Below are 18,611 nucleotides of genomic sequence, written 5' to 3' on the forward strand. Positions count from 1 at the left end.
GGACAGGTCCATGGTTCATAGCGAACAAACCGCTTTTGCGAGACCGGGCTCATTGAGCGTATCGGACGGTCCCTCTCTGTTGATCGCCGACGATCAGCCCCACATCCTGGACGCGATCGAATTGCTCGTCGGCCCCGAGGGCTATCGAGTGGACCGTGCGCGCTCGCCGCAGATGGTGCTCGATGCCCTCGGAAGCCGCTCTTACGATGCTCTGCTCATCGATCTGAATTACACCCGCGACACCACCTCCGGCAAGGAGGGTCTCGACCTGCTCGCCCAGGTGACCGCGCTCGATGCGCAGCTTCCAGTCATCGTCATGACCGCGTGGGCCAACGTCGAGGTCGCGGTCGAGGCAATGCGTCGCGGCGCGCGCGACTTCATTCAGAAGCCTTGGGACAATGCTCGCCTGCTGACTATCCTGGCCAACCAGATTGAGCTCCATCATGCGGTCCGGCGCGCGGAACGGCTTGAAGCAGAGAATCGCCTGCTGCGCGCCCAGGGATTGCCCGAAATGATTGCCACCGCCCCAGCGATGCAGCCGCTGCTTCAGACCATCACGCGCATCGGTCCCTCCGACGCGAACGTGCTGATCACTGGCGAACATGGCACCGGTAAGGAAGTCGTCGCGCAAATGCTGCATGGGCTTTCTGCAAGGTCGTCGCGCTCTCTGGTCGCTGTCAATACCGGCGCTCTCCCCGAGGGCACCTTCGAGAGCGAGCTCTTCGGGCACATTAAAGGCGCCTTTACCGATGCCCGCACCGACCGCATTGGCCGCTTCGAGCTCGCTGACGGAGGCACCCTCTTTCTCGACGAGATCGCCAATGTGCCTCTACGCCAGCAGGCCAAGTTGCTGCGCGTCCTCGAGACCGGCGAGCTGGAACGAGTCGGTTCCTCAAAAACGCGGAAGGTGGATGTTCGCCTGCTCTCGGCGACCAACGCCGATGTTCACGCCGAGGCCGAGGCTGGCCGCTTTCGTCCAGATCTTCTGTTTCGGTTGAATACTGTCGAGATCCATCTGCCGCCTTTGCGCGAACGGCGCGAAGACATCCCCGCTCTTGCTGCCCACTTCCTGAGCCGCTATGCCCTCAGGTACCGTAAGCAGATTCAAGGGCTGGAGGCTGCCGCGCTGCAGGCGATGTTGGGCTATCCATGGCCGGGTAACGTTCGCGAGCTTGACCATACCATCGAGCGCGCCGTGCTGATGGCGGCCGGTTCGCGCATCGCCCAGGCCGACCTCGGCTTGAGCGCTCCTCGCATCTCCCATAGCAGTCTTGAAGAGATGAGTCTTGAAGCCGTAGAGAGTATTCTGATCCGCAAAGCGCTCGCCCGCTGCAATGGTAATGTGAGCCAGGCAGCCGAGGCACTGGGACTCAGCCGGGGCGCACTTTACAGGCGGATGGAGAAATATGGCCTTTGATGGGCCGAGGCAAACCACTGGCAGGCAGCGCAAAAGAGCTTCAGGGCGGCATTTCTCCTTCGAGACGCGGATTCGCCTCTATTGCCTGCTCCTCTGCCTTCCGACCATTGTTCTGCTTGTAATCCTTCTCTGGCGCGCTTCATTCGGCGCGCAAGCGCTCTCTCTCGGCGTGGCTATCCTCCTCCTCTTGCTGCTTTCATCGTTGCTCATCGAAGAAGTTGTCCGGCCGCTGCAAACCCTGGCCAATGTCGTCGCCGCATTGCGGGAGGAAGACTATTCCTTCCGGGCGCGTGGGGCCAGTCGAGAGGACGCGTTGGGCGAGCTTTCTACTGAGATCAATGCCCTCGCCGATTTGTTGCAGACCCAGCGCCTGAGTGAGCTCGAGGCCACTGCTTTGCTGCGTAGAGTCATCGCCTCAATGGATGCGCCCGTGCTCGCCTTCGACCAGGAGCGCAGACTGAGGCTCTTGAATCCGGCTGCTGAACGAGTGCTGGTCTTGGACCCGGCGCGAGACATGGGCCGGGCAGCCGGTCAGTTGCACCTTGATCATCTAATCGACGAGCCGGACGAAGGCGTTGTCAGCCTCGATCTCCCTTCCGAGGATGGGTCGTCCGCCCCTCGCAAGTCGGGCCGATGGATGGTCCGCCGCAGCGGTTTTCGCCAGCGGGGCGTCCCTCACACATTGCTGCTCCTGTCCGATGTAAGCAGTGCTCTGCGCGAAGAAGAGCGCACCGCATGGCAGCGCCTGATTCGCGTGCTTGGCCACGAGATCAGCAATTCTCTTGCGCCCATCAAGTCGATTGCAGGCAGCCTACTCGCCCGCCTGCCTCCCGAAGTCAATGGCGCCCGGGGTGCGGGCGATTTCGCGCGCGGCCTCACCATTATCGAGGGCCGCGCTGATTCGCTGAACCGATTCGTCCAGGCATACCGGCAATTAGCGCAACTGCCCCGTCCCGCCATGCGGATGGTGGCGCTTCGTCCGCTGCTTGAACGAGTGGTCGCGCTCGAGACCCGCATGGAAGTAGCGCTGGGAGAAGTCGCCGACCTCGATCTTTCCGTCGATCCCGACCAGATCGAACAGATGCTGATCAATCTGGTGAAGAATGCCGTCGAAGCAGTCATCGATGCTCAGCAGGAAGCTGGCTCGAGTGACCTGCGGCTCCCGGCTCCTCCGCCCGTCATGCTCAGCGGCAGGAAGTTGGAGGACGCCGTCGCCATCGTCGTCGAGGATCGCGGTCTCGGCCTCACCAACACTGCGAACCTCTTTGTGCCTTTCTATACGACCAAGACCAATGGCTCCGGAGTCGGCTTGGCATTGGTACGCCAGATCGCCGAAGCCCATGGCGGTACCGTGGTGCTACGCAACCGCGAAGATGCTCCTGGTTGCGTAGCGGAAGTGCTCATTCCATTTACCCGGGCGGTCTCGTCTTCGCATGCAATGTGAGCCGAGAGAGCCTGGCCAGCCGGCTCCTCCTCTAGTACTCGAAGCCATAGCTAGTACTTGAAGCGATAGCGAAACTCCCCATAGATCTGTCGCGGGTCGTTCCAGTGGAATCCGCCAAACGTCAGACTGTTATCCAGCTGCACGCGCCGATTTGCCACATTCAGCGAGTTCACTGAAATGGTGTATTTATCAGCAAAGGTCTTGCCCACAGCGAGGTCGAATGTAGTGTGGCCCGGTAGGTACGCACCGGGATACTGCGCCTGCGGCGTCCCTTCGAGCCCGTTGGTGAATCCCGAGCCGTAGTAGACGTTGGTCGAGGCGAAGACCTTCCAGGGAAGTGTGCCGTTGAAGCCCAGGTTCAGAGTATTCCTCTGATCATGATCGGCCGGCGCCAGCCCCGGCGGAATATCGAGCGGGCACGCAGAAGTCACCGGAACCGGGCAGATCAGCCCTCCCGTAATCGGCGACGTTGCCTGTGCGATCTGGTTCGCATAGGCAAGATGAAACTGGCCATGGTTCAAGACATTCGGCGAGCGCAAGGTGAGCGACCACCCTTGAACGAGCGCCGAGGACCAGGTGATTGGCCAGAAGATATTCGATTCGCCGATGTTGTTGTGGTCGAGCCAGTTTTCCGCCCTGGTCTCATAGTTGTTGGCGCTCAGAGTCCAGTTGCGGTAGGGAATCGTGACGCCATACTGCCACTGAATGTCCCGCTCGCCGCGCAGAGGAGAAAAGGTGGAGTTCTGGCTGTTAGCCAGGTCAAGCAGAGCGCCGGTAGCCGTAGAGACGGGCGGAGCCTGGTAGTAATAGCCGTAAAAGCCGCTCAACACCCAGTTCAGACGCGGGATGCGCAAGGCCGCACCAAAGCGCGGATCGGTGGCAGTCTCCGAGATAGTGGATGTGAACTGGGTCGCGCGGAAGCCGGCGATCAAGGTGAACCACGGAGTTACCTTGAATTTATCGTTGATGAATTCAGAGACCACACCACCGTTCACGCCGATCGAAGAAGAGGGAACATTGGGCGTGCCGTCGGTGAAGACGTTATTGAAGTAGTTGTACTGGTGTTGGCCGAAGCCATAGACGCCAACCTGAAGATCGTTCTTCCAGAAGTTCTGGTTCAGGGCGATCTGGGCCCCGGCGTAATTGGCATGCTGATGAACGGTTGAGATGACCGGGGCATCGTTCGGTCCGCCGTTGTAGTCGGCGCCGTTGTAGTGATAGAACGGCGAAACCGTAAACAGTGTATTCGGGCTGAAGGTTCGCACCCAGGAGAATGTGACATAGCCATCCGGCTCGACTTCGGCGTCGTGCAGGCCGCTCGATGGATACACCTGGTTTTCGAGCGAATTCGGGTCCGGGTCAATCGGGATCTGGTAATAATCCCGCCGCAGCGAAGTCACTACCCGGTATTGGTCCTTTGCATCGGGGTTGAAGATGAACGACGCGAATCCACCGAAGCCATTGACCCCGTCGTTGACCACCCGGGGAATCGGCGTCTGCAGGCCGTAGTTACTGCGATTTCCGTTCAAGCTCCCATAGTAGGCGAATCGCGGCGTGTGGCCCCCGCAACTGATCTGGTCGTCGGTCTGGTAGAAGTTTCCGGCGGTGAAGACGAGGTCGCATTCCTTGTCGCGCTCAAAGCCGGTGCGCGGCACGACGTTGAAGACCCCATAGGCGCGATCTCCGTAGTCAGCGTCGTAGCTGCCGCTATAGACCTCGAGAGTATCGATGTCCCCTGGCAGGATTTGCGGACCGAGATTGGTGGCGATGTTGGTGTTGGGAATGGGAACGCCGTCGATCAGCCAGTTGACCTGATGGCCGCCCATCATGTGCAGCATGTCGTGGGTGATATAAGAGGCTGGAACATAATCGGTGATCATCTCCATGCCGTTGGTGCGCTCGGCTCCGGGAGTCCGCTGAATGTCTGTGCGGCTCAGCATGGTTGTCGGAGTGGCGCTGTCCGTCGTCGGCCCTGCCGCCGTCTCTGGCACGACCACATTTTCGGTCGCGCCCTCGATGGTCAATTGGAAGTGCAGCACCGGGCTGGTGTCGGACTGTACACCAACGTCCTGGCTGGCTTGTTGAAAGCCCTTCGACAAGACCGTCACCGTGTAATTCCCGATCGGTACGGCAGTGAAGACAAATTCCCCATTCACGTCGGAATCCATCGTTTGCGTCAGGTCGGAGTTCTGAGCTTTCAGCGTAAGTTGAGCGCCCTGCACGGGGCGGTGTTGAGGATCGTGGACGATCCCTCTCACCGAACCGAAGATCGTGGCGAACGCGGCAGTATTCAGAAGGGAAACGACCGCTAATAAACTGACAATTTGCCTCATACAAATGTTTCCTCGCTGCGAATTTGTCGCTCGCGCTATGGTCCCGCGTGTGAACATACGAACGGGCCGAGCCCATGAAGGGCCTTGAATCAAATTGAATCGGGTGATGAAGAGCGAACTAGTGGTCGGCCCAAGGAGTTGGCTGGAAGAAGCGACTGGCCTTCCTGAGCCGAGATCTGAGCGTAGATAGGCGGCATTTTGCCAATCGTCGACAAGGATCTGCTTTCAGCCTCTGCTTATTCCATGAACTTCAGGGACACCACACTAGCTGGCTACGCAGCGGCGGGAGGACCACGTTTTTGGCGGGAACGAGCGAACGCTAAGCGATATCGCGCCTCGGTCTGGGGCGTCGCGGAGGGATGCGCAAAGAGCAGGGTCTCCGCGCTCCGCAGGATCTGCGAGGTAAAGCCATGCGCCGCCGGGGCGGCGATCGCTTTCGGAAATGCCGGGCATTTCGATTGAATGCTGGAAAAGGACCTGTCGCCGCCAGTGGCCATTGTGCTTGCACAGCGATGAAGCCCGTTGCGCCGACAGCACTCCGGAAGACTACTGGATGCATCAACCGCAAGCAGCGGCGCAGCTAGAGTCAAGCCGAGCAACAGTGTGATTGTGATGGCTATCAGTCGCCGCATCGCCCCATCCGCGTCATCCAGCTTCGAGGATACGCGAAGACTGCGCGGAAGACCATCGTGTCCGGTCGAACCGGACTATGCGCGCTAAAGCCCCCAGTCTTAACTCAGGCACGGCGGTTCAGGCACGGCGGTCGTACCTACCAGGCCAGCTTCTCCGGCAGGAACTCGGCAAAGAGGTCGTCGTAATAAGGCTTCAATTCGGCCAGGTTTGGTTTAGCGCTCCCCTTGGAGTAGAGGTCGTAGGGATTGAAGTCGTTCACCGCCGCAAACATCTCCTCGTCGTGTTTAGACATGAGATGACGATAGGCGCCATGTTTGTGGGCAGGATAAAACGAGTGATACCGGAGCATGTACAGTGCCGGCTCGGGTAGATAATCCTTCACCACATGGTAAATGTACTCGTCATGGCCCCAGGACAGGTGGACATTGTCGAGCCCCACATTCGGCGAGTAAATGCCGTACTTCGTCTGGTACTCCGGAACGGCCGAGTCGGGGTTGGCAGCGAAGTACTCCGGAAACACAATCTGATCAGACCAGGCGCAACCAACCGGGAAGGTGTCCCCCACGACCGCCCATTGCGGCTCGCCATAGAGGCAAAGCACCTTGCCAAGGTCGTGGATGAAGCCGGTAAGCACAAACCAGCGGGGATGTCCGTCCCGGCGAATCGCCTCTGAGGTCTGTAGCAGGTGCTCGACCTGCGAGAGATCGGTGTCAGGATCGCTATCGTCCACCAGCGTGTTTAAGAATTCCGCTGCTTCCCACACCGTTTTTTTGCCGATATTCAGCCCAAGGTATTCTTTCTTCTTGGCCAGGACGAAATCGAGCGTCTGGTTCGCATGGTTCTGACGATAGAATTCAGCGACCCCGGGAGTGGCCTTCTCGTCGTACTGACGGAATTCCGACTGCGCCTTCCCTTCCTGGTAGCGGCTGGCAACATAGTCATCCCAATCCTCAAGGTTGGCTAGCGGGTTTTCAGCAGTGGCAACGCGCATGACGGAATTCCTCCCCAGGGTAGGAGTCTATAGCACGGAGAAACGTCTTTCCAGTCAAAACCCGGCACATCTGGCCGTAAACGTAAACGTCTGTCACTCATCCGGGCGCTCCAGCAGCTTTGCTCGAGTGGAGGAACCCCTGAGCATCCAACCACTGAAGGAGGAGTGTTGTCCAGCCAGAGACGGGTGCCGTGTTCGTCTGCCGGACGCCAAAGCCATGTCCGATGCCGGCGTAGATGTGGAGCTCGGCAGGGACATGAAGCCTGGTGAGAGCCAGATACAGCTCCGGAAGGCCTTGTGAGATATCAGGCCGGTCGTTCCCTCCGCAAGCAAGGAAGGCGGGTGGTGTCTCCCCCGTAAGGCGAGCGTCGCGCACCAGCGCAGGATAGAGCAGCGCCTGGAAATTAGGCTTGGAACTAACACGATCAATCGGGTCTGCAGCAGATGGCATCCCCTCGTCATAGCGGGTGCTGGCTAGCTCCGCCAGTTCGCCGCCAGCCGAGAAGCCCATCACGCCGATATGCTCCGCATTGATCCCCCACTCCTTGGAACGGCCTCTGACGATCCGGATAGCGCGTTCAATGTCGGCTAGCTCGGTGCCTTCAATCGTGTAAGTCGAGTTCTTGTCTTTGGCGAGACGGTATTTCAAAACGAATGCCGCAACGCCATGGTCACTCAGCCATTTGGAGACTGCATAGCCTTCATGGTCCACCCACAGCTCGCTGTGGCCGCCTCCAGGAGCCACAATGATCGCCGCTCCCGTAGCAGTGTTGGCGGGAGGGAAGTACGGCGTAATCGACGGCTCATGCACATTCGAGACGACATGGTCGCCTTGTGGAGTGGTCCTCACGATCCCCGGCGTTGGCGTTTGCGGAGAGCCGGGAGCGCCTTGTGGCCAAAGCTTGATCGGAGCCTGCTGTGCGCTTCCCAAGCTGACGAAAAAGGCGAGGCTCAGAAACGCAACCGGCTGACGGACGCTGTAAATCGTCTTCATTCCTGTCCTTCCGAATAGCTTCGGGATCATCTGACCCCTACCACAGTCGCTGAGAGGCAGCGGCAAAGATGGCCCGGTCGGCATCGCCCGCTACCCGCGCAATCGAACGACGAACGGGGAACCATATGCTAGCATCCTAAGCCGTAAGAAGCCGGGCCTGAGGAAGCTAGGTCCTTAAGAAGCCGGTCCTTTAAGAAGCAAGGTCCTTAAGAAGCTAGGTCTTTTAAGAAGCTAGGTCCTTAAGAAGCCGGGTCCTAAAGAAGCTGGGCCTTTGAAAAGCTGGGTCCTTACCTCCCAGTGATATCGTTTCCAAACGCATGTCGACTCCGTATAATACGCGTGACTTTAAAAGCATGAACTACAACGAGTGAAAATGACCGTCAGGATATCGTGGAAGCACGTCTCTCGCTTCACATTTTGCTTGCTCATCGCAGTCTCAACTGCATTCGCACAACAGAGCAGGCCGGCAATCACCGGAATTTCACACATGTGCGTGTATGCTAGCGATCTTGCCGCTTCTGATCACTTCTATGCGCACTCGCTGGGAGCCATGAAAGGGCCGGATCCTCAGGACCCTAGCGGTGTGCGCTATTACTTCAGCCCCACGCAATTTGTAGAAGTGTTGCCGCTGCCCGCTCAGCACACTCTCAGCCGAATGGCTTGCGTCGCCTATAACACCGTCGATGCCAATGGGCTTCGAGATTACCTCCGCGCGCACGGCGTCGATAGTGCGTCCGAGGTTCGCTCCGGCAGCGACGGCAGCCGGTGGTTTAACACCAAAGACCCGGAAGGGAACCAGGTCCAGTTCATTCAACCAGGACGGCCGGTGACGATGACAGCGGATGCGAAGCCCATCGGCACTCGCGTCATTCATGTCGGATATCTAGTGCACAGCCGCGCTGATGAGGACCGGTTCTACAAGGAGATTCTCGGCTTCCGGGCCTACTGGTATGGCGCCATGCAATCCGACCATTTGGACTGGGTCTCGCAGCAGGTTCCGGATGGTTATGACTGGCTCGAATACATGCTCGTCGGTGACGGCTCTGATGTCCCTGTCGCCAAATTCGATCTGCATGAATTGGGAGTGCTGAACCACTTTTCCATCGGCGTCGCCAACATGGAGCAGGCGGTCACCACCCTGATCGGCGAAGATCGCCTCAGTCCGCGACATGATGGTCCGCAAATGGGCAGAGACGGAAAGTGGCAGGCCAACCTCTACGATCCCGATGATACCCGTGTCGAACTCATGGAGTTTCAGCCGACCACCAAGCCTTGCTGCTCCGGATTCACTGCCACCAGTCCAACGAACTAAGCCTCCCGAGGGGAATAAGTGCTCACACCGTTTAGTCGGAATGTCCTCGGCTGCTGCTTGGCGATCCTGGTCGTGCTCTCTGCACCATCTGCCAGATCGGCTAATGCTTCACTCGGCATCTTCGCGGAGCACGGTGATGTCGGGAAGGTCTTGCATCCCGGATCGGTAGAATACAACGCTGCCGAGAAAAGCTATACGGTCAGCGGCAGCGGCGAAAACATGTGGTTTGGCCATGACGATTTTCACTTTGTCTGGACCAAAGTTTCTGGTGATGTCTCGTTAACCGCAGACATCGCCTTCGTCGGAGCGACCGGCAACAACCACCGCAAAGCAGTGTTGATGATCCGTCAGAGCCTTGACGGAGATGCCACCGCTGTCGATGTTGCGCGCCACGGAGACGGTCTCACCGCTCTCCAGTTCCGGGATGCAATCGGAGCCAATACCCATGAAGTCGAGTCGAACATCTCCGCTCCACAGACGGTGCGTATTGTGAAGCGTGGCGATTCTATTTACGCTTTCGTCTCGAAAGACGGAAAGCTTGTTTTTACCGGGGCCTCCACGAAGCTGGCATTAACTGGACCATTCTATGTAGGGATCGGGGTTTGTTCGCACGACAAGGATGTTGTCGAGAAGGCCGTTTTCACGAACGTCAAGCTCGTGTCGCTTCCCCCCGCAGCAACGAAGCCTATTCTCTATAGCACGCTCGAAACCATCGCTGTCGCCTCAACCGATCGACACGTTGTATATGGAGCGCCGCAACACTTCGAAGCGCCGAACTGGTCCCGCGATGGGTCCTTCTTTCTCTTCAATCAGGATGGAAAGATCTATCGTCTGGCATTGGACGGAGCAGATCCTTCGGTTATCCCCACCAGTCCTCAAGACAATTGCAACAACGACCATGGAATCTCCCCTGACGGGCAATCCATTGCCGTCAGCGACTCCTCCGGAAACAGTAAAAAATCTTCGGTCTATATCGTGCCGATAGGTGGCGGCACACCCCGGCAGATCACCGAGAACTCGCCGTCCTACTGGCACGGCTGGTCGCCCGATGGCAGAACCCTGGCCTTCACCGGGGAGCGGAATGGTGACTTTGACATTTACACAATCCCCGTAAGTGGTGGAACCGAGACTCGCCTCACTACAGCCAAAGGTCTTGACGACGGCCCCGAATATTCCCCGGATGGACTTTATATTTACTTCAACTCGGTGCGCACCGGGTCGATGCAGATATGGCGCATGAAGGCCGACGGGAGCGCCCAGGAGCAAGTACTGTCCGACGACACCAACGACTGGTTTCCTCATATCTCGCCAGACGGAAAGTGGATGGTCTTCCTTTCCTACGAAAAAGGCGTTACGGGCCATCCAGCGCAAAAAGACGTGATGCCGCAGCTCATGTCGATGGAAGACAAGAAGGTGCATGTGCTCGCCACGCTCTTTGGCGGCCAGGGCACGATCAACGTTCCTTCATGGTCGCCGGATAGTAAGAAATTGGCTTTTGTCAGTTATTCGATCTTGCAGGATGATCCAGCGGAGATGAAATAGTCCCCTCGAAGCACGATTCTTGGTGTCGTCGTCCAGGCTTATGCCATACCGGCTTCGATCCGCAATCATGCATCTTTTCCTATATGCGTACGCAGAATGGAGCGGCAGCTCTTGTATAGACTCTCTTCTGAATTCGATCGCTTGCGGCGGGAATTCAACGAAGCGCTGATCGCCTGCCGGGCGGCCACCGAAAAGAAGCAAGTGCATTCGCTGCGGACCGGCACCCGGCGGCTCGAGGCCTTACTTAAGAAGGCTGCTGAAGATCATCCAGGCTCGAAGCCACTCCAGGTCCAGGCAAACAAAGTGCTCCGCAGGTTAAAGCGGGTCCGCAAAGCAGCGGGAGTCGCCCGCGATCTCGATGTTCTTCGAAATCTCGCAGGCCCGGTGAGAGATCGGGCATTGACCTCAACCAAGCCATCCGAGCACGAAAACCTCATCGCCAGCTACAAGCAGCTGGAGGACGATCTCCGCAGTAGGCGAAAACACGCGGCAAGCGAGCTCGCCACCGCACTCGAGGAGCATGAGCCCGGATTGGAACGCGCCCTCGAAGCCATGTCCAAAGCGATGTCCAACTTTACTGCGAAAGAGCCATCGCCCATGCGCACCGCGAATATCTGGATGAAGCGTATTCGCATGCCCGGCAGTGACCCCGGCAAAGAGGCTCTGCATAGTTTCCGGAAACAAACCAAAACCATGCGTTACCTCGCCGAGCTGGAGCCGCGATCGATCACCGCTCAGCGCTTTGCGGCGCACCTTAAAGCGATCCAGGGCTCGATCGGGCAGTGGCACGACCTCCTTCTGTTTGTGGAGGAAGCCAAAGAAATTCTTGGTAAGGATTCGCTGCTGACGCAAGTCGTCAAGACCGAGCGTAATCAAGCGCGGCGTGCGGCAATGCGCTCGATCCGATAAGAGCAGGGGATCAAAGCCAAAGCCGCAGGTGGAGTAGTCACGAGGGAAACGCCGAACTGGGCCGACTATCTGCAAGCCAAGGGTCTCGGAAAACAACTGAGCACCGACGATTTCGCCGGACATCCCGCTCACCATGCCAACTCGTCGATCAAGGCGATCGAAGGTATCGCGGCCTGCCCAGATGGCGAAGCGCCTCAGGGAAAACTGGCGGGCGCGATCCGGATCGGTGGAAAACACCGGCTTGACCGAAAACCCGCTTGCTTTTAGTCTGTGGTTACACGGGAAAGGAGGATGATCCAGCCTATGACAAGTTCTGACGGTAGTAGTTGTGGCAGTTCAATACGTGAGGTGACTGAGGCTTAGAGCGTCCTCGCTCTAGACCTGGCGATACCGCAACCGAACTCGCCGAGGCCCACTTCGAAGTTTTTTGAAGCGAGGATGCCTCAGGTCAATCTCAACAGCTCACCGAAGATGAGGCCCGCTGCGTAATCTTGTAGCGGGCCTCATCTTTTGCTCGACCATTTCGCCTTATGAAATTGTGCTGCCATGAGGATCGAGGCCAATGGAGCTGGCCGGTCCCTAGAACCGAACGTTGCAACCAGACCAAAACGCTTCAGCCGGATCGGACTTACAATAACCGCATGGAACCACTAGTCATCGCGGGCAAGGCATTTCAGTCACGGCTTATCGTCGGCACCGGCAAATATAAAGACGGGCGCGAAACCCAGGCAGCTATCGAGGCCTCGGGCGCGGAGATGGTCACCGTCGCAGTGCGCCGAGTCAACCTCGATCGCTCCAAGGAATCGCTGCTCGACTTCATCGATCCACAGCGCTATTTCCTGCTCCCGAATACCGCCGGCTGCTATACCGCCGAGGAGGCGATCCGTGCGGCCCGGCTGGGGCGCGAAGTTGGGATCTCCGACTGGGTCAAAATCGAAGTGATTGGCGATCAGGCAACCCTCTATCCTGACGTTCAGGCGACCCTCGAAGCCACCCGGGTGCTGGTCAAGGAAGGCTTCACGGTGCTTCCCTATACCTCCGACGACATCGTCTTTGCGCGGCGGTTGATCGATGCAGGCGCGGCTGCCGTCATGCCTCTAGGCGCGCCCATTGGCAGCGGACTCGGCATTCAAAACATCGCAAATCTGCAGATCCTGCGTGAGCGGATCACCGAAGTTCCGCTGATCGTCGACGCCGGGGTCGGCACCGCCTCCGATGCCGCGATCGCCATGGAGCTCGGCGCCGACGCGGTCTTGATGAATACCGGCATCGCGGCCGCTCGCGAACCCGTGCTCATGGCCGAAGCCATGATGCACGCCGTGCTGGCCGGAAGGCAGGCGTATCTGAGCGGGCGAATGCCGAGAAAGCTCTACGCAACCGCAAGTTCGCCGCTCGAAGGCATCTCCAGATAGCCCTGCGGGAGCTTTCGTACCCAGCCGTGCCCCGCATTTGTAAATTGATCCTTGGAGACGCTCGGCGATTGCTTTAGACTCGTATTCGCATGCGAGTCTTCGGCATCGATTGCGGTACCGACTGCACCGGCTACGGTGTCGTCGAGTGGTCGCCAACCGGCCCGATGGGCAGCCGGGAACCTTGTCTGGTCGCCGTCGCCTCCGGTGGCATCCGTCTGCCGAAAAGCGACACCATGCCGCAAAAACTCAGCTTCGTCTATCGCGAGTTGATGCTGCTGTTGGCGGCCTACGAGCCCGAAGTCGTGGCCGTCGAAGAAGTCTTCTACTCGGCAAATGTGAAGTCGGCCTTGAAATTGGGCCAGGTTCGCGGGGTCGCCTTGCTAGCGGCGGCGAATTGCGGACTGGCCGTAGCAGAATATGCTCCGTTGAAGATTAAGTCGTCCGTCGTCGGCTATGGGTTGGCGCAGAAAGAGCAGGTTCAATATATGGTGACTCGTTTGCTCAAACTCAGTTGCGTTCCGGAACCGGCCGACGCGGCCGACGCGCTGGCCGTCGCCATCTGCCATATGCATACCGCGCAAACTCTACTGGCGCAGTCGGGTGTCAAGCATTGAAAGTCACAAGCACATTGAGATTGACGAAGGGCCGTAGATGTCTGCAGATCGGAACGCTGATTCTATCCTTGTCTGGTTTCACCGGGGCTGCTTTCGCTTGGGGGGCGCTCGACAGCGCGCAGTCTTCGTCCACAATCGCTCCGAACCCCGCCGACAAGCCTCACGTCAGCTTTCACTATGAACACCCGCAGCTCCAACCCGCCAAATACACCTTCGTGATCTTTGAGGATGGCCGCGGCGAATTTCACTCCGAGCCGAGCGCCACGCCGCCACACGATACGCTCTCCTATCAAACCATGGCCCATCCACTCGACCGTCCGGTGCAGTTGTCCAAAACCGCTGTCGAGGAGATCTTCTCCACCGCGCGAGCGCAGAGGTTCTTCGCCGTGTCGTGTGAGGACGTAAAAGATAAAGTCGCCTTTCAGGGGACCAAACAACTCAGCTATGCCGGACCCGACGGAAACGGAAGCTGTACCTATAACTGGTCGAAGATCGCGCCCATCCAGAAAGTCACGACCACCTTTGAGTCGATCGCCTTTACCTTGGAAGTAGGCCGCCGCCTCGAAGTGGAGCACAAACACGATCGGCTCGCCCTTGATGCAGAGTTGGCTACCTTGCTCTCTGCCGCGAAAGATGGCAGGGCGCTCGAGATTCAGACGATCCAGCCGATCCTCGAGGAGATCAGCAACGACGAGGCGGTCCTCGAGCGGGCCCGTTCCCGCGCTCGCAAACTCCTGGGCGATGACAGCACCACCGCTTCATTGCGCTAACATTTTGTCGCGCCGGCTGGTCGAAAGCTCTGTACAAACGCGCGAAATTGGCAGAAACTTTTCCTTAAAGAACGCGTCTTTACGTATTGCGGCGAGTCAGCAAAAGCCTGAGCGCCTCGAAATGGAGGTGCTGTGATGCGGCACCAGGTATCATCAAGTCTCTCGACCCGCCCATTGAGTTCAAGGTTCATCGCGAATTCCTACGATCATTTTCCACACCGCATTCCATTGCAGGGCCTCCCATTGCTGGGACTGCTGATGCTGACGATATTTGCTGTCGGGTGGTCATCGGCCCACGCCGACGACCAGATCCGGGCGGTGCGTCTCAGCAACGTCATCGGTACCGTCCAGATGCTCTCCGGCACGGAAACTCAGTTTTCGCAGGCCTATCCGAACATGCCGGTCATGCAAGGCTCGACGCTCAAGACCGGCGAAGACGGCCGTGCGGAGGTCCAGTTGGAAGATGGCAGCGTCGTACGCCTGACGCCAAATAGCTCCGCCGCCTTCAGTGTTCTCAGCCGCAGTGCGGATGGCACCAATACTGAAGTCGAACTGCTGACCGGCTTGTCGTACGTGGAGATGAAAAGTGTCGCCAATCAGCGCTTTGTAGTCCACTTCGGCGGCAATGAAGTGATCTCTCCGGCCCCCGTCAAGTTTCGCGTGAGCCTCGATGCTAGACCCATTGAATTCGCTGTTCTCGACGGCAGCGCCCACTTGAGTAACGGCGCCGCTTACGCCGTGGACGTCAAGGCCAACGAGACCGTGCGCTTCGACAGCCCGGATAGCACCCGTTACATGCTCGCCCAGGGCATCGACAGCGACTCTTGGGACCAATGGAACACCGACCGTGACCAGGCCATGAATCAGATGGCCGCGCAGGAGACCCGCGAGGCGCGCGGAAGCGCAAGCGATCCTGCCTGGAGCGATCTCGATTACTACGGGAATTGGTACTCCGCCAGCGGTAATTCCTTCTGGGTGCCATCCGGTGCCGGCGCAGGTTGGGACCCTTACGGCTCCGGATATTGGGGCTATTATGGCGGCGCTGGCGGCTATGCCTGGATCTCCGGTTATCCATGGGGCTGGTTGCCCTACCACTGCGGCGCCTGGAACTACTACAACTCGTTCGGTTGGGGCTGGGCCCCAGGGGCAGGGAACTGCGGGAACTCCTGGTATCCGGTCGGAGGAATTGGCTATGCTCCTCCCGGCTATAAGCGACTGCCACGGCCCGTCCAGAGCCCATTCCATCCATTGCACCCGGGTGCGCCTCGCTCCGCAGTCAGCCATCCCCTGCTCGCCATTGATCGTGGACGAGAGGCCACCACTCTCGAGCCCCGCCCGGGCGCTCCCAAGGCGGTTACAGTGGATGGGCACGTTGCCCAATTGATGCCGAAAAGCGGCGTTCCGGCAAGCTCCTTTGTGAACCGCTCCGGCGCTATGCCGATTACTGCACGAAATGGATTCGGCGGCTCAGGCGGCCAGTTTGGCAGCGTACCCGTCTATCGCCCTCCTTCGGGTAGCTCCGGCTATCGTGCAGGATCTCCTGCAACGTTCGCCTCCCATCCCGTTTCCAGCGGCCCCGGCGCAGCTTCAGGAGGCCACTTCAGTGCGCCGTCCTCTTCCGGTGCCATGTCATCGGCACCGCACGCTAGCGCCGGCCCATCGATGGGTGGTGGCGGTGGCGGCGGTGGCCACGTCAAGTAATAGGAAAGGTATCCTCAAGGGCCAGTCCACTCGTGTGGACTGACCCTTTTCCTTCTCCGCCGGTTTCTTCACTGCGCCGACTGCTCTGAATCTTGCAAATCCCGATAAAGTCGCGCCGCCTCCTCCAAAGGCAGCGCCTCAGCGCGGATCGTCGAGGAGATGCCCGTTCGCCGGAAAGCAGCGGCCACGTTCTCGGGCCCATGTCCCGCAAACCGGAGATTGTTGGCCAGAGTCTTTCGCTTCTGCGCAAACGATTCCTTCAGAAACTTGATGAATCCCAGCCGGTCTATACCCAGATCAGCCAGCCGTGAAGCGAAGGTAAGCCGCAAGACCGTCGAATACACCTCCGGCGGAGGCGAGAAGGCACTCGGCGGCAGCGTAAAGAGATTCTCTACCCGCGCAAAGAGCTGAGTAGTTGCGGTGAGCAATCCGTAGTCTCGAGTACCCGGCGCGGCGGCGATCCGGTCCGCCACCTCGCGCTGCACCATGATCACCGCACGGTCGATCACGTTGGCGTGTTCGAAGAGGTGCAGCAGAATCGGTGAGGTAATGTAGTACGGAAGATTCCCGACAACTGCAAGTTTCCCTCCCGTATTCGGCAGCAAGCCAGCCATGTCGAGCGTCAATATGTCGTGGTGAAGCACCTCAACCCGGTCGTCCATCGCGTATTCGCTCGTGAGTCGCGCTGCCAGCGAGGCGTCCAGATCCACCGCGACCAAGTGGCCGGCCCGCGCTGCCAGCAGGCTGGTGATTGCTCCTTTGCCCGGGCCAATCTCAAGCACCGTACCGGCGGAGATGTCCCCAAGGGCCTGCACGATGGCGTACGCCGCCGCGGGGTCTGCAAGAAAATTCTGCCCGAGTTTGGGCTTGCTGGTCACGCCCGCCTTCTCTCTTCAAACCACCACGAATCGCCCGGAACCGGCCGCAGCGAATTGCTGTGCCTCGAAGAGAGATTTAGACTACGCAAGGCATCGGACTCCTCTGCATGTCTGGTACAAGTCTCACAGGAACGGGAGTGAATTCATGCGTATTACTTTCGCCGCTTCGGAATGTGTTCCCTATATCAACACCGGCGGCCTAGCGGATGTACTGGGAGCGCTCCCAAGAGAGGTCGCTCGTCAGGGGCATCAGGTCACAATGTACCTGCCTTTTTATAAGCAGGTTAGCGCCAAAGTCAAAGAACGCGTCGTCGCCATCAAGAGCCTGACCATTCCGTTTCAATACTACAACCGCTTCGTGACCGTACTGAATGGCGGCATTCAGGATGGAGTGCAGTTCTATTTCATCGATTGTCCGGAACTCTTCGATCGTGAATATGTGTATGCGACGCCTACCGGCGACTATCAGGACAATTGGGAGAGGTTCGGGCTATTCTGCCGCGCGGTGCTCGAGGCATCGAAGCAGCTCGGTGTGCCCGATGTCTTTCATGTGCACGATTGGGAGACAGCCATGCTGCCCGTCTACCTGCGCACCGTCTACTACTTCGATCCGCAGCTGCGCAGCGCTGGCGTGATGCTGACCGTCCATAATGCCGGATATCAGGGCTGGTTCCCCCCCAATACCGTCGAACGTCTGCTGCTGCCGTGGGAGATCTACAAGCCAGAGCGTGCCGAACACTACAGTACTTTGAATTTCCTCAAAGGGGGACTGGTTTACTCCGACGTCATCACCACCGTTAGCCGCAAATATGCCGAAGAAATTCAGACCGCCGAGTTCGGCAACGGTCTCGAAGACACCTTCCGCCGCCGCGCCACCGATTTGCACGGCATCCTGAACGGCATCGATACCGTGAAGTGGGATCCTGCCACCGATGGAAACATCGCCGCCCATTACACCGCCGGCAATCTTGAGGGGAAGGTGAGCTGCCGCCGTGATCTGCTTCATGCCTTCGGCCTCGAGCCGGCCCGCGAAGACGCGCCGCTCTTGGGCATCGTCTCCCGTTTCGCAACTCAGAAGGGCTTCGATCTGATCGCCCAGATCTCGGATGCGTTGGCCGCCGAAGATCTTTATCTCGCCGTCCTCGGCGACGGTGAGCCCTACTACGAAAACCTCTTTCGCTCGCTGCAGGAAAGACATCGTGGAAAGATCTCCGTGCGCATTCCCTACGACCGGGCCATGGCGCACAAGGTCGAGGCAGGCGCGGACATCTTCCTCATGCCCTCCCGTTACGAGCCGTGCGGTCTTGGCCAGCTGTACAGCCTCCGCTACGGGACCATCCCCGTTGTCCGTGCCACCGGCGGTCTGGATGAAGCCGTGGAGGAATGGAGTCCCGAGACCGGCCAGGGAACGGGCTTCAAGTTCCACGGCTATAATCCGGGGGACTTCCTGGCCGCCATCCAGCGCGCCACTCATGTCTTTCGGACCGACAAAAAAGCCTGGAGCAAGCTAATCCACAATGCAATGACCCAGGACCATTCCTGGATTGGCCCGGCGGCGGAATACATTGAACTCTATGAGGAAGTCGCGAGACGGCGCAGCTAAAACTCTACTGACATATTTGACGATCTAGTTCAACTTGGTTAAGCTAAGTTAGCAGGAG

15 protein-coding genes and 1 pseudogene are annotated in these 18,611 nt (G+C 58.7%); 11 read left to right on the forward strand and 5 right to left on the reverse strand.

Annotated elements, in window-relative coordinates; all coding sequences use genetic code 11:
- Window positions 1-52 precede the first annotated feature (52 nt).
- Both ACPOL_RS22535 and ACPOL_RS22540 read left to right on the forward strand, forming a co-directional pair.
- Window positions 53-1,417, forward strand: coding sequence for a sigma-54-dependent transcriptional regulator (locus ACPOL_RS22535; protein ID WP_236656959.1), 1,365 nt, complete (start codon window positions 53-55; stop codon window positions 1,415-1,417).
- A complete protein-coding gene (locus tag ACPOL_RS22540) occupies window positions 1,407-2,861 on the forward strand; it encodes a sensor histidine kinase (protein WP_114209045.1) in 1,455 nt (484 codons plus the stop codon). The genes ACPOL_RS22535 and ACPOL_RS22540 overlap by 11 nt, the downstream gene beginning before the upstream one ends.
- A 50-nt stretch (window positions 2,862-2,911) precedes the next feature.
- Here the strand turns inward: ACPOL_RS22540 and ACPOL_RS22545 are convergent, their stop codons facing one another.
- From ACPOL_RS22545 to ACPOL_RS22560, 4 genes are all read right to left on the reverse strand, one after another.
- Complete coding sequence (locus ACPOL_RS22545) at window positions 2,912-5,194, reverse strand: TonB-dependent receptor (protein ID WP_161557517.1); 2,283 nt, start codon at window positions 5,192-5,194, stop codon at window positions 2,912-2,914.
- A gap of 272 nt (window positions 5,195-5,466) precedes the next feature.
- Window positions 5,467-5,826 carry a hypothetical protein gene (locus tag ACPOL_RS22550; RefSeq protein ID WP_114209047.1) on the reverse strand — a complete coding sequence of 120 codons (360 nt, stop codon included), beginning with the start codon at window positions 5,824-5,826 and terminating at the stop codon, window positions 5,467-5,469.
- Between the two features lie 137 nt (window positions 5,827-5,963).
- Complete coding sequence (locus ACPOL_RS22555) at window positions 5,964-6,818, reverse strand: inositol oxygenase family protein (protein WP_114209048.1); 855 nt, start codon at window positions 6,816-6,818, stop codon at window positions 5,964-5,966.
- 97 nt (window positions 6,819-6,915) lie between these two features.
- Entirely contained in the window at window positions 6,916-7,812 is an 897-nt protein-coding gene (locus ACPOL_RS22560; RefSeq protein WP_114209049.1) for an alpha/beta hydrolase, read from the reverse strand.
- Between the two features lie 487 nt (window positions 7,813-8,299).
- On the opposite strand from ACPOL_RS22560, the gene ACPOL_RS22565 reads away from it, so the two are divergent.
- From ACPOL_RS22565 to ACPOL_RS22595, 8 genes and pseudogenes are all read left to right on the forward strand, one after another.
- Window positions 8,300-9,124 carry a VOC family protein gene (locus ACPOL_RS22565; protein ID WP_236656960.1) on the forward strand — a complete coding sequence of 275 codons (825 nt, stop codon included), beginning with the start codon at window positions 8,300-8,302 and terminating at the stop codon, window positions 9,122-9,124.
- 18 nt (window positions 9,125-9,142) lie between these two features.
- Window positions 9,143-10,666, forward strand: a complete 1,524-nt coding sequence (locus ACPOL_RS22570) for a TolB family protein (RefSeq protein ID WP_150133099.1) — start codon at window positions 9,143-9,145, stop codon at window positions 10,664-10,666.
- A gap of 111 nt (window positions 10,667-10,777) precedes the next feature.
- The gene (locus tag ACPOL_RS22575; RefSeq protein WP_161557518.1) at window positions 10,778-11,575 is read left to right on the forward strand and encodes a CHAD domain-containing protein; all 798 of its coding nucleotides are present in this window, start codon (window positions 10,778-10,780) and stop codon (window positions 11,573-11,575) included.
- A 57-nt stretch (window positions 11,576-11,632) separates the two neighbouring features.
- Window positions 11,633-11,749: pseudogene (locus tag ACPOL_RS36505) on the forward strand (glutaminase domain-containing protein); the annotation flags it as partial.
- Between the two features lie 467 nt (window positions 11,750-12,216).
- On the forward strand, window positions 12,217-12,987 hold the full coding sequence (locus ACPOL_RS22580) for a thiazole synthase (protein ID WP_114209053.1): 771 nt from the start codon (window positions 12,217-12,219) through the stop codon (window positions 12,985-12,987).
- A gap of 89 nt (window positions 12,988-13,076) precedes the next feature.
- Window positions 13,077-13,601 carry a crossover junction endodeoxyribonuclease RuvC gene (gene ruvC / locus ACPOL_RS22585; protein WP_114209054.1) on the forward strand — a complete coding sequence of 175 codons (525 nt, stop codon included), beginning with the start codon at window positions 13,077-13,079 and terminating at the stop codon, window positions 13,599-13,601.
- 68 nt (window positions 13,602-13,669) lie between these two features.
- The gene (locus tag ACPOL_RS22590) at window positions 13,670-14,371 is read left to right on the forward strand and encodes a hypothetical protein (protein ID WP_150133100.1); all 702 of its coding nucleotides are present in this window, start codon (window positions 13,670-13,672) and stop codon (window positions 14,369-14,371) included.
- A gap of 135 nt (window positions 14,372-14,506) precedes the next feature.
- On the forward strand, window positions 14,507-16,072 hold the full coding sequence (locus ACPOL_RS22595; protein WP_114209056.1) for a FecR family protein: 1,566 nt from the start codon (window positions 14,507-14,509) through the stop codon (window positions 16,070-16,072).
- Between the two features lie 68 nt (window positions 16,073-16,140).
- Here ACPOL_RS22595 and rsmA read toward each other — a convergent pair whose 3' ends face one another.
- Window positions 16,141-16,950, reverse strand: a complete 810-nt coding sequence (gene rsmA, locus ACPOL_RS22600; protein WP_114209057.1) for a 16S rRNA (adenine(1518)-N(6)/adenine(1519)-N(6))-dimethyltransferase RsmA — start codon at window positions 16,948-16,950, stop codon at window positions 16,141-16,143.
- A 145-nt stretch (window positions 16,951-17,095) separates the two neighbouring features.
- Here rsmA and glgA point away from each other — a divergent pair, with 145 nt between their 5' ends.
- A complete protein-coding gene (gene glgA, locus ACPOL_RS22605) occupies window positions 17,096-18,553 on the forward strand; it encodes a glycogen synthase GlgA (protein ID WP_114209058.1) in 1,458 nt (485 codons plus the stop codon).
- Window positions 18,554-18,611: the final 58 nt, after the last annotated feature.

Source organism: Acidisarcina polymorpha, from assembly GCF_003330725.1.
GTDB lineage: Bacteria > Acidobacteriota > Terriglobia > Terriglobales > Acidobacteriaceae > Acidisarcina > Acidisarcina polymorpha.

What these genes read in the sequence shown, in the direction of transcription:
- ACPOL_RS22540 (WP_114209045.1), top strand. Translation starts at nt 1,407, where the DNA reads ATGGCCTTTGATGGGCCGAGGCAAACCACTGGCAGGCAGCGCAAAAGA.
- ACPOL_RS22545 (WP_161557517.1), bottom strand. Translation starts at nt 5,194, where the DNA reads ATGAGGCAAATTGTCAGTTTATTAGCGGTCGTTTCCCTTCTGAATACT.
- ACPOL_RS22550 (WP_114209047.1), bottom strand. Translation starts at nt 5,826, where the DNA reads ATGCGGCGACTGATAGCCATCACAATCACACTGTTGCTCGGCTTGACT.
- ACPOL_RS22555 (WP_114209048.1), bottom strand. Translation starts at nt 6,818, where the DNA reads ATGCGCGTTGCCACTGCTGAAAACCCGCTAGCCAACCTTGAGGATTGG.
- ACPOL_RS22560 (WP_114209049.1), bottom strand. Translation starts at nt 7,812, where the DNA reads ATGAAGACGATTTACAGCGTCCGTCAGCCGGTTGCGTTTCTGAGCCTC.
- ACPOL_RS22565 (WP_236656960.1), top strand. Translation starts at nt 8,300, where the DNA reads ATGTGCGTGTATGCTAGCGATCTTGCCGCTTCTGATCACTTCTATGCG.
- ACPOL_RS22580 (WP_114209053.1), top strand. Translation starts at nt 12,217, where the DNA reads ATGGAACCACTAGTCATCGCGGGCAAGGCATTTCAGTCACGGCTTATC.
- ruvC (WP_114209054.1), top strand. Translation starts at nt 13,077, where the DNA reads ATGCGAGTCTTCGGCATCGATTGCGGTACCGACTGCACCGGCTACGGT.
- ACPOL_RS22595 (WP_114209056.1), top strand. Translation starts at nt 14,507, where the DNA reads ATGCGGCACCAGGTATCATCAAGTCTCTCGACCCGCCCATTGAGTTCA.
- glgA (WP_114209058.1), top strand. Translation starts at nt 17,096, where the DNA reads ATGCGTATTACTTTCGCCGCTTCGGAATGTGTTCCCTATATCAACACC.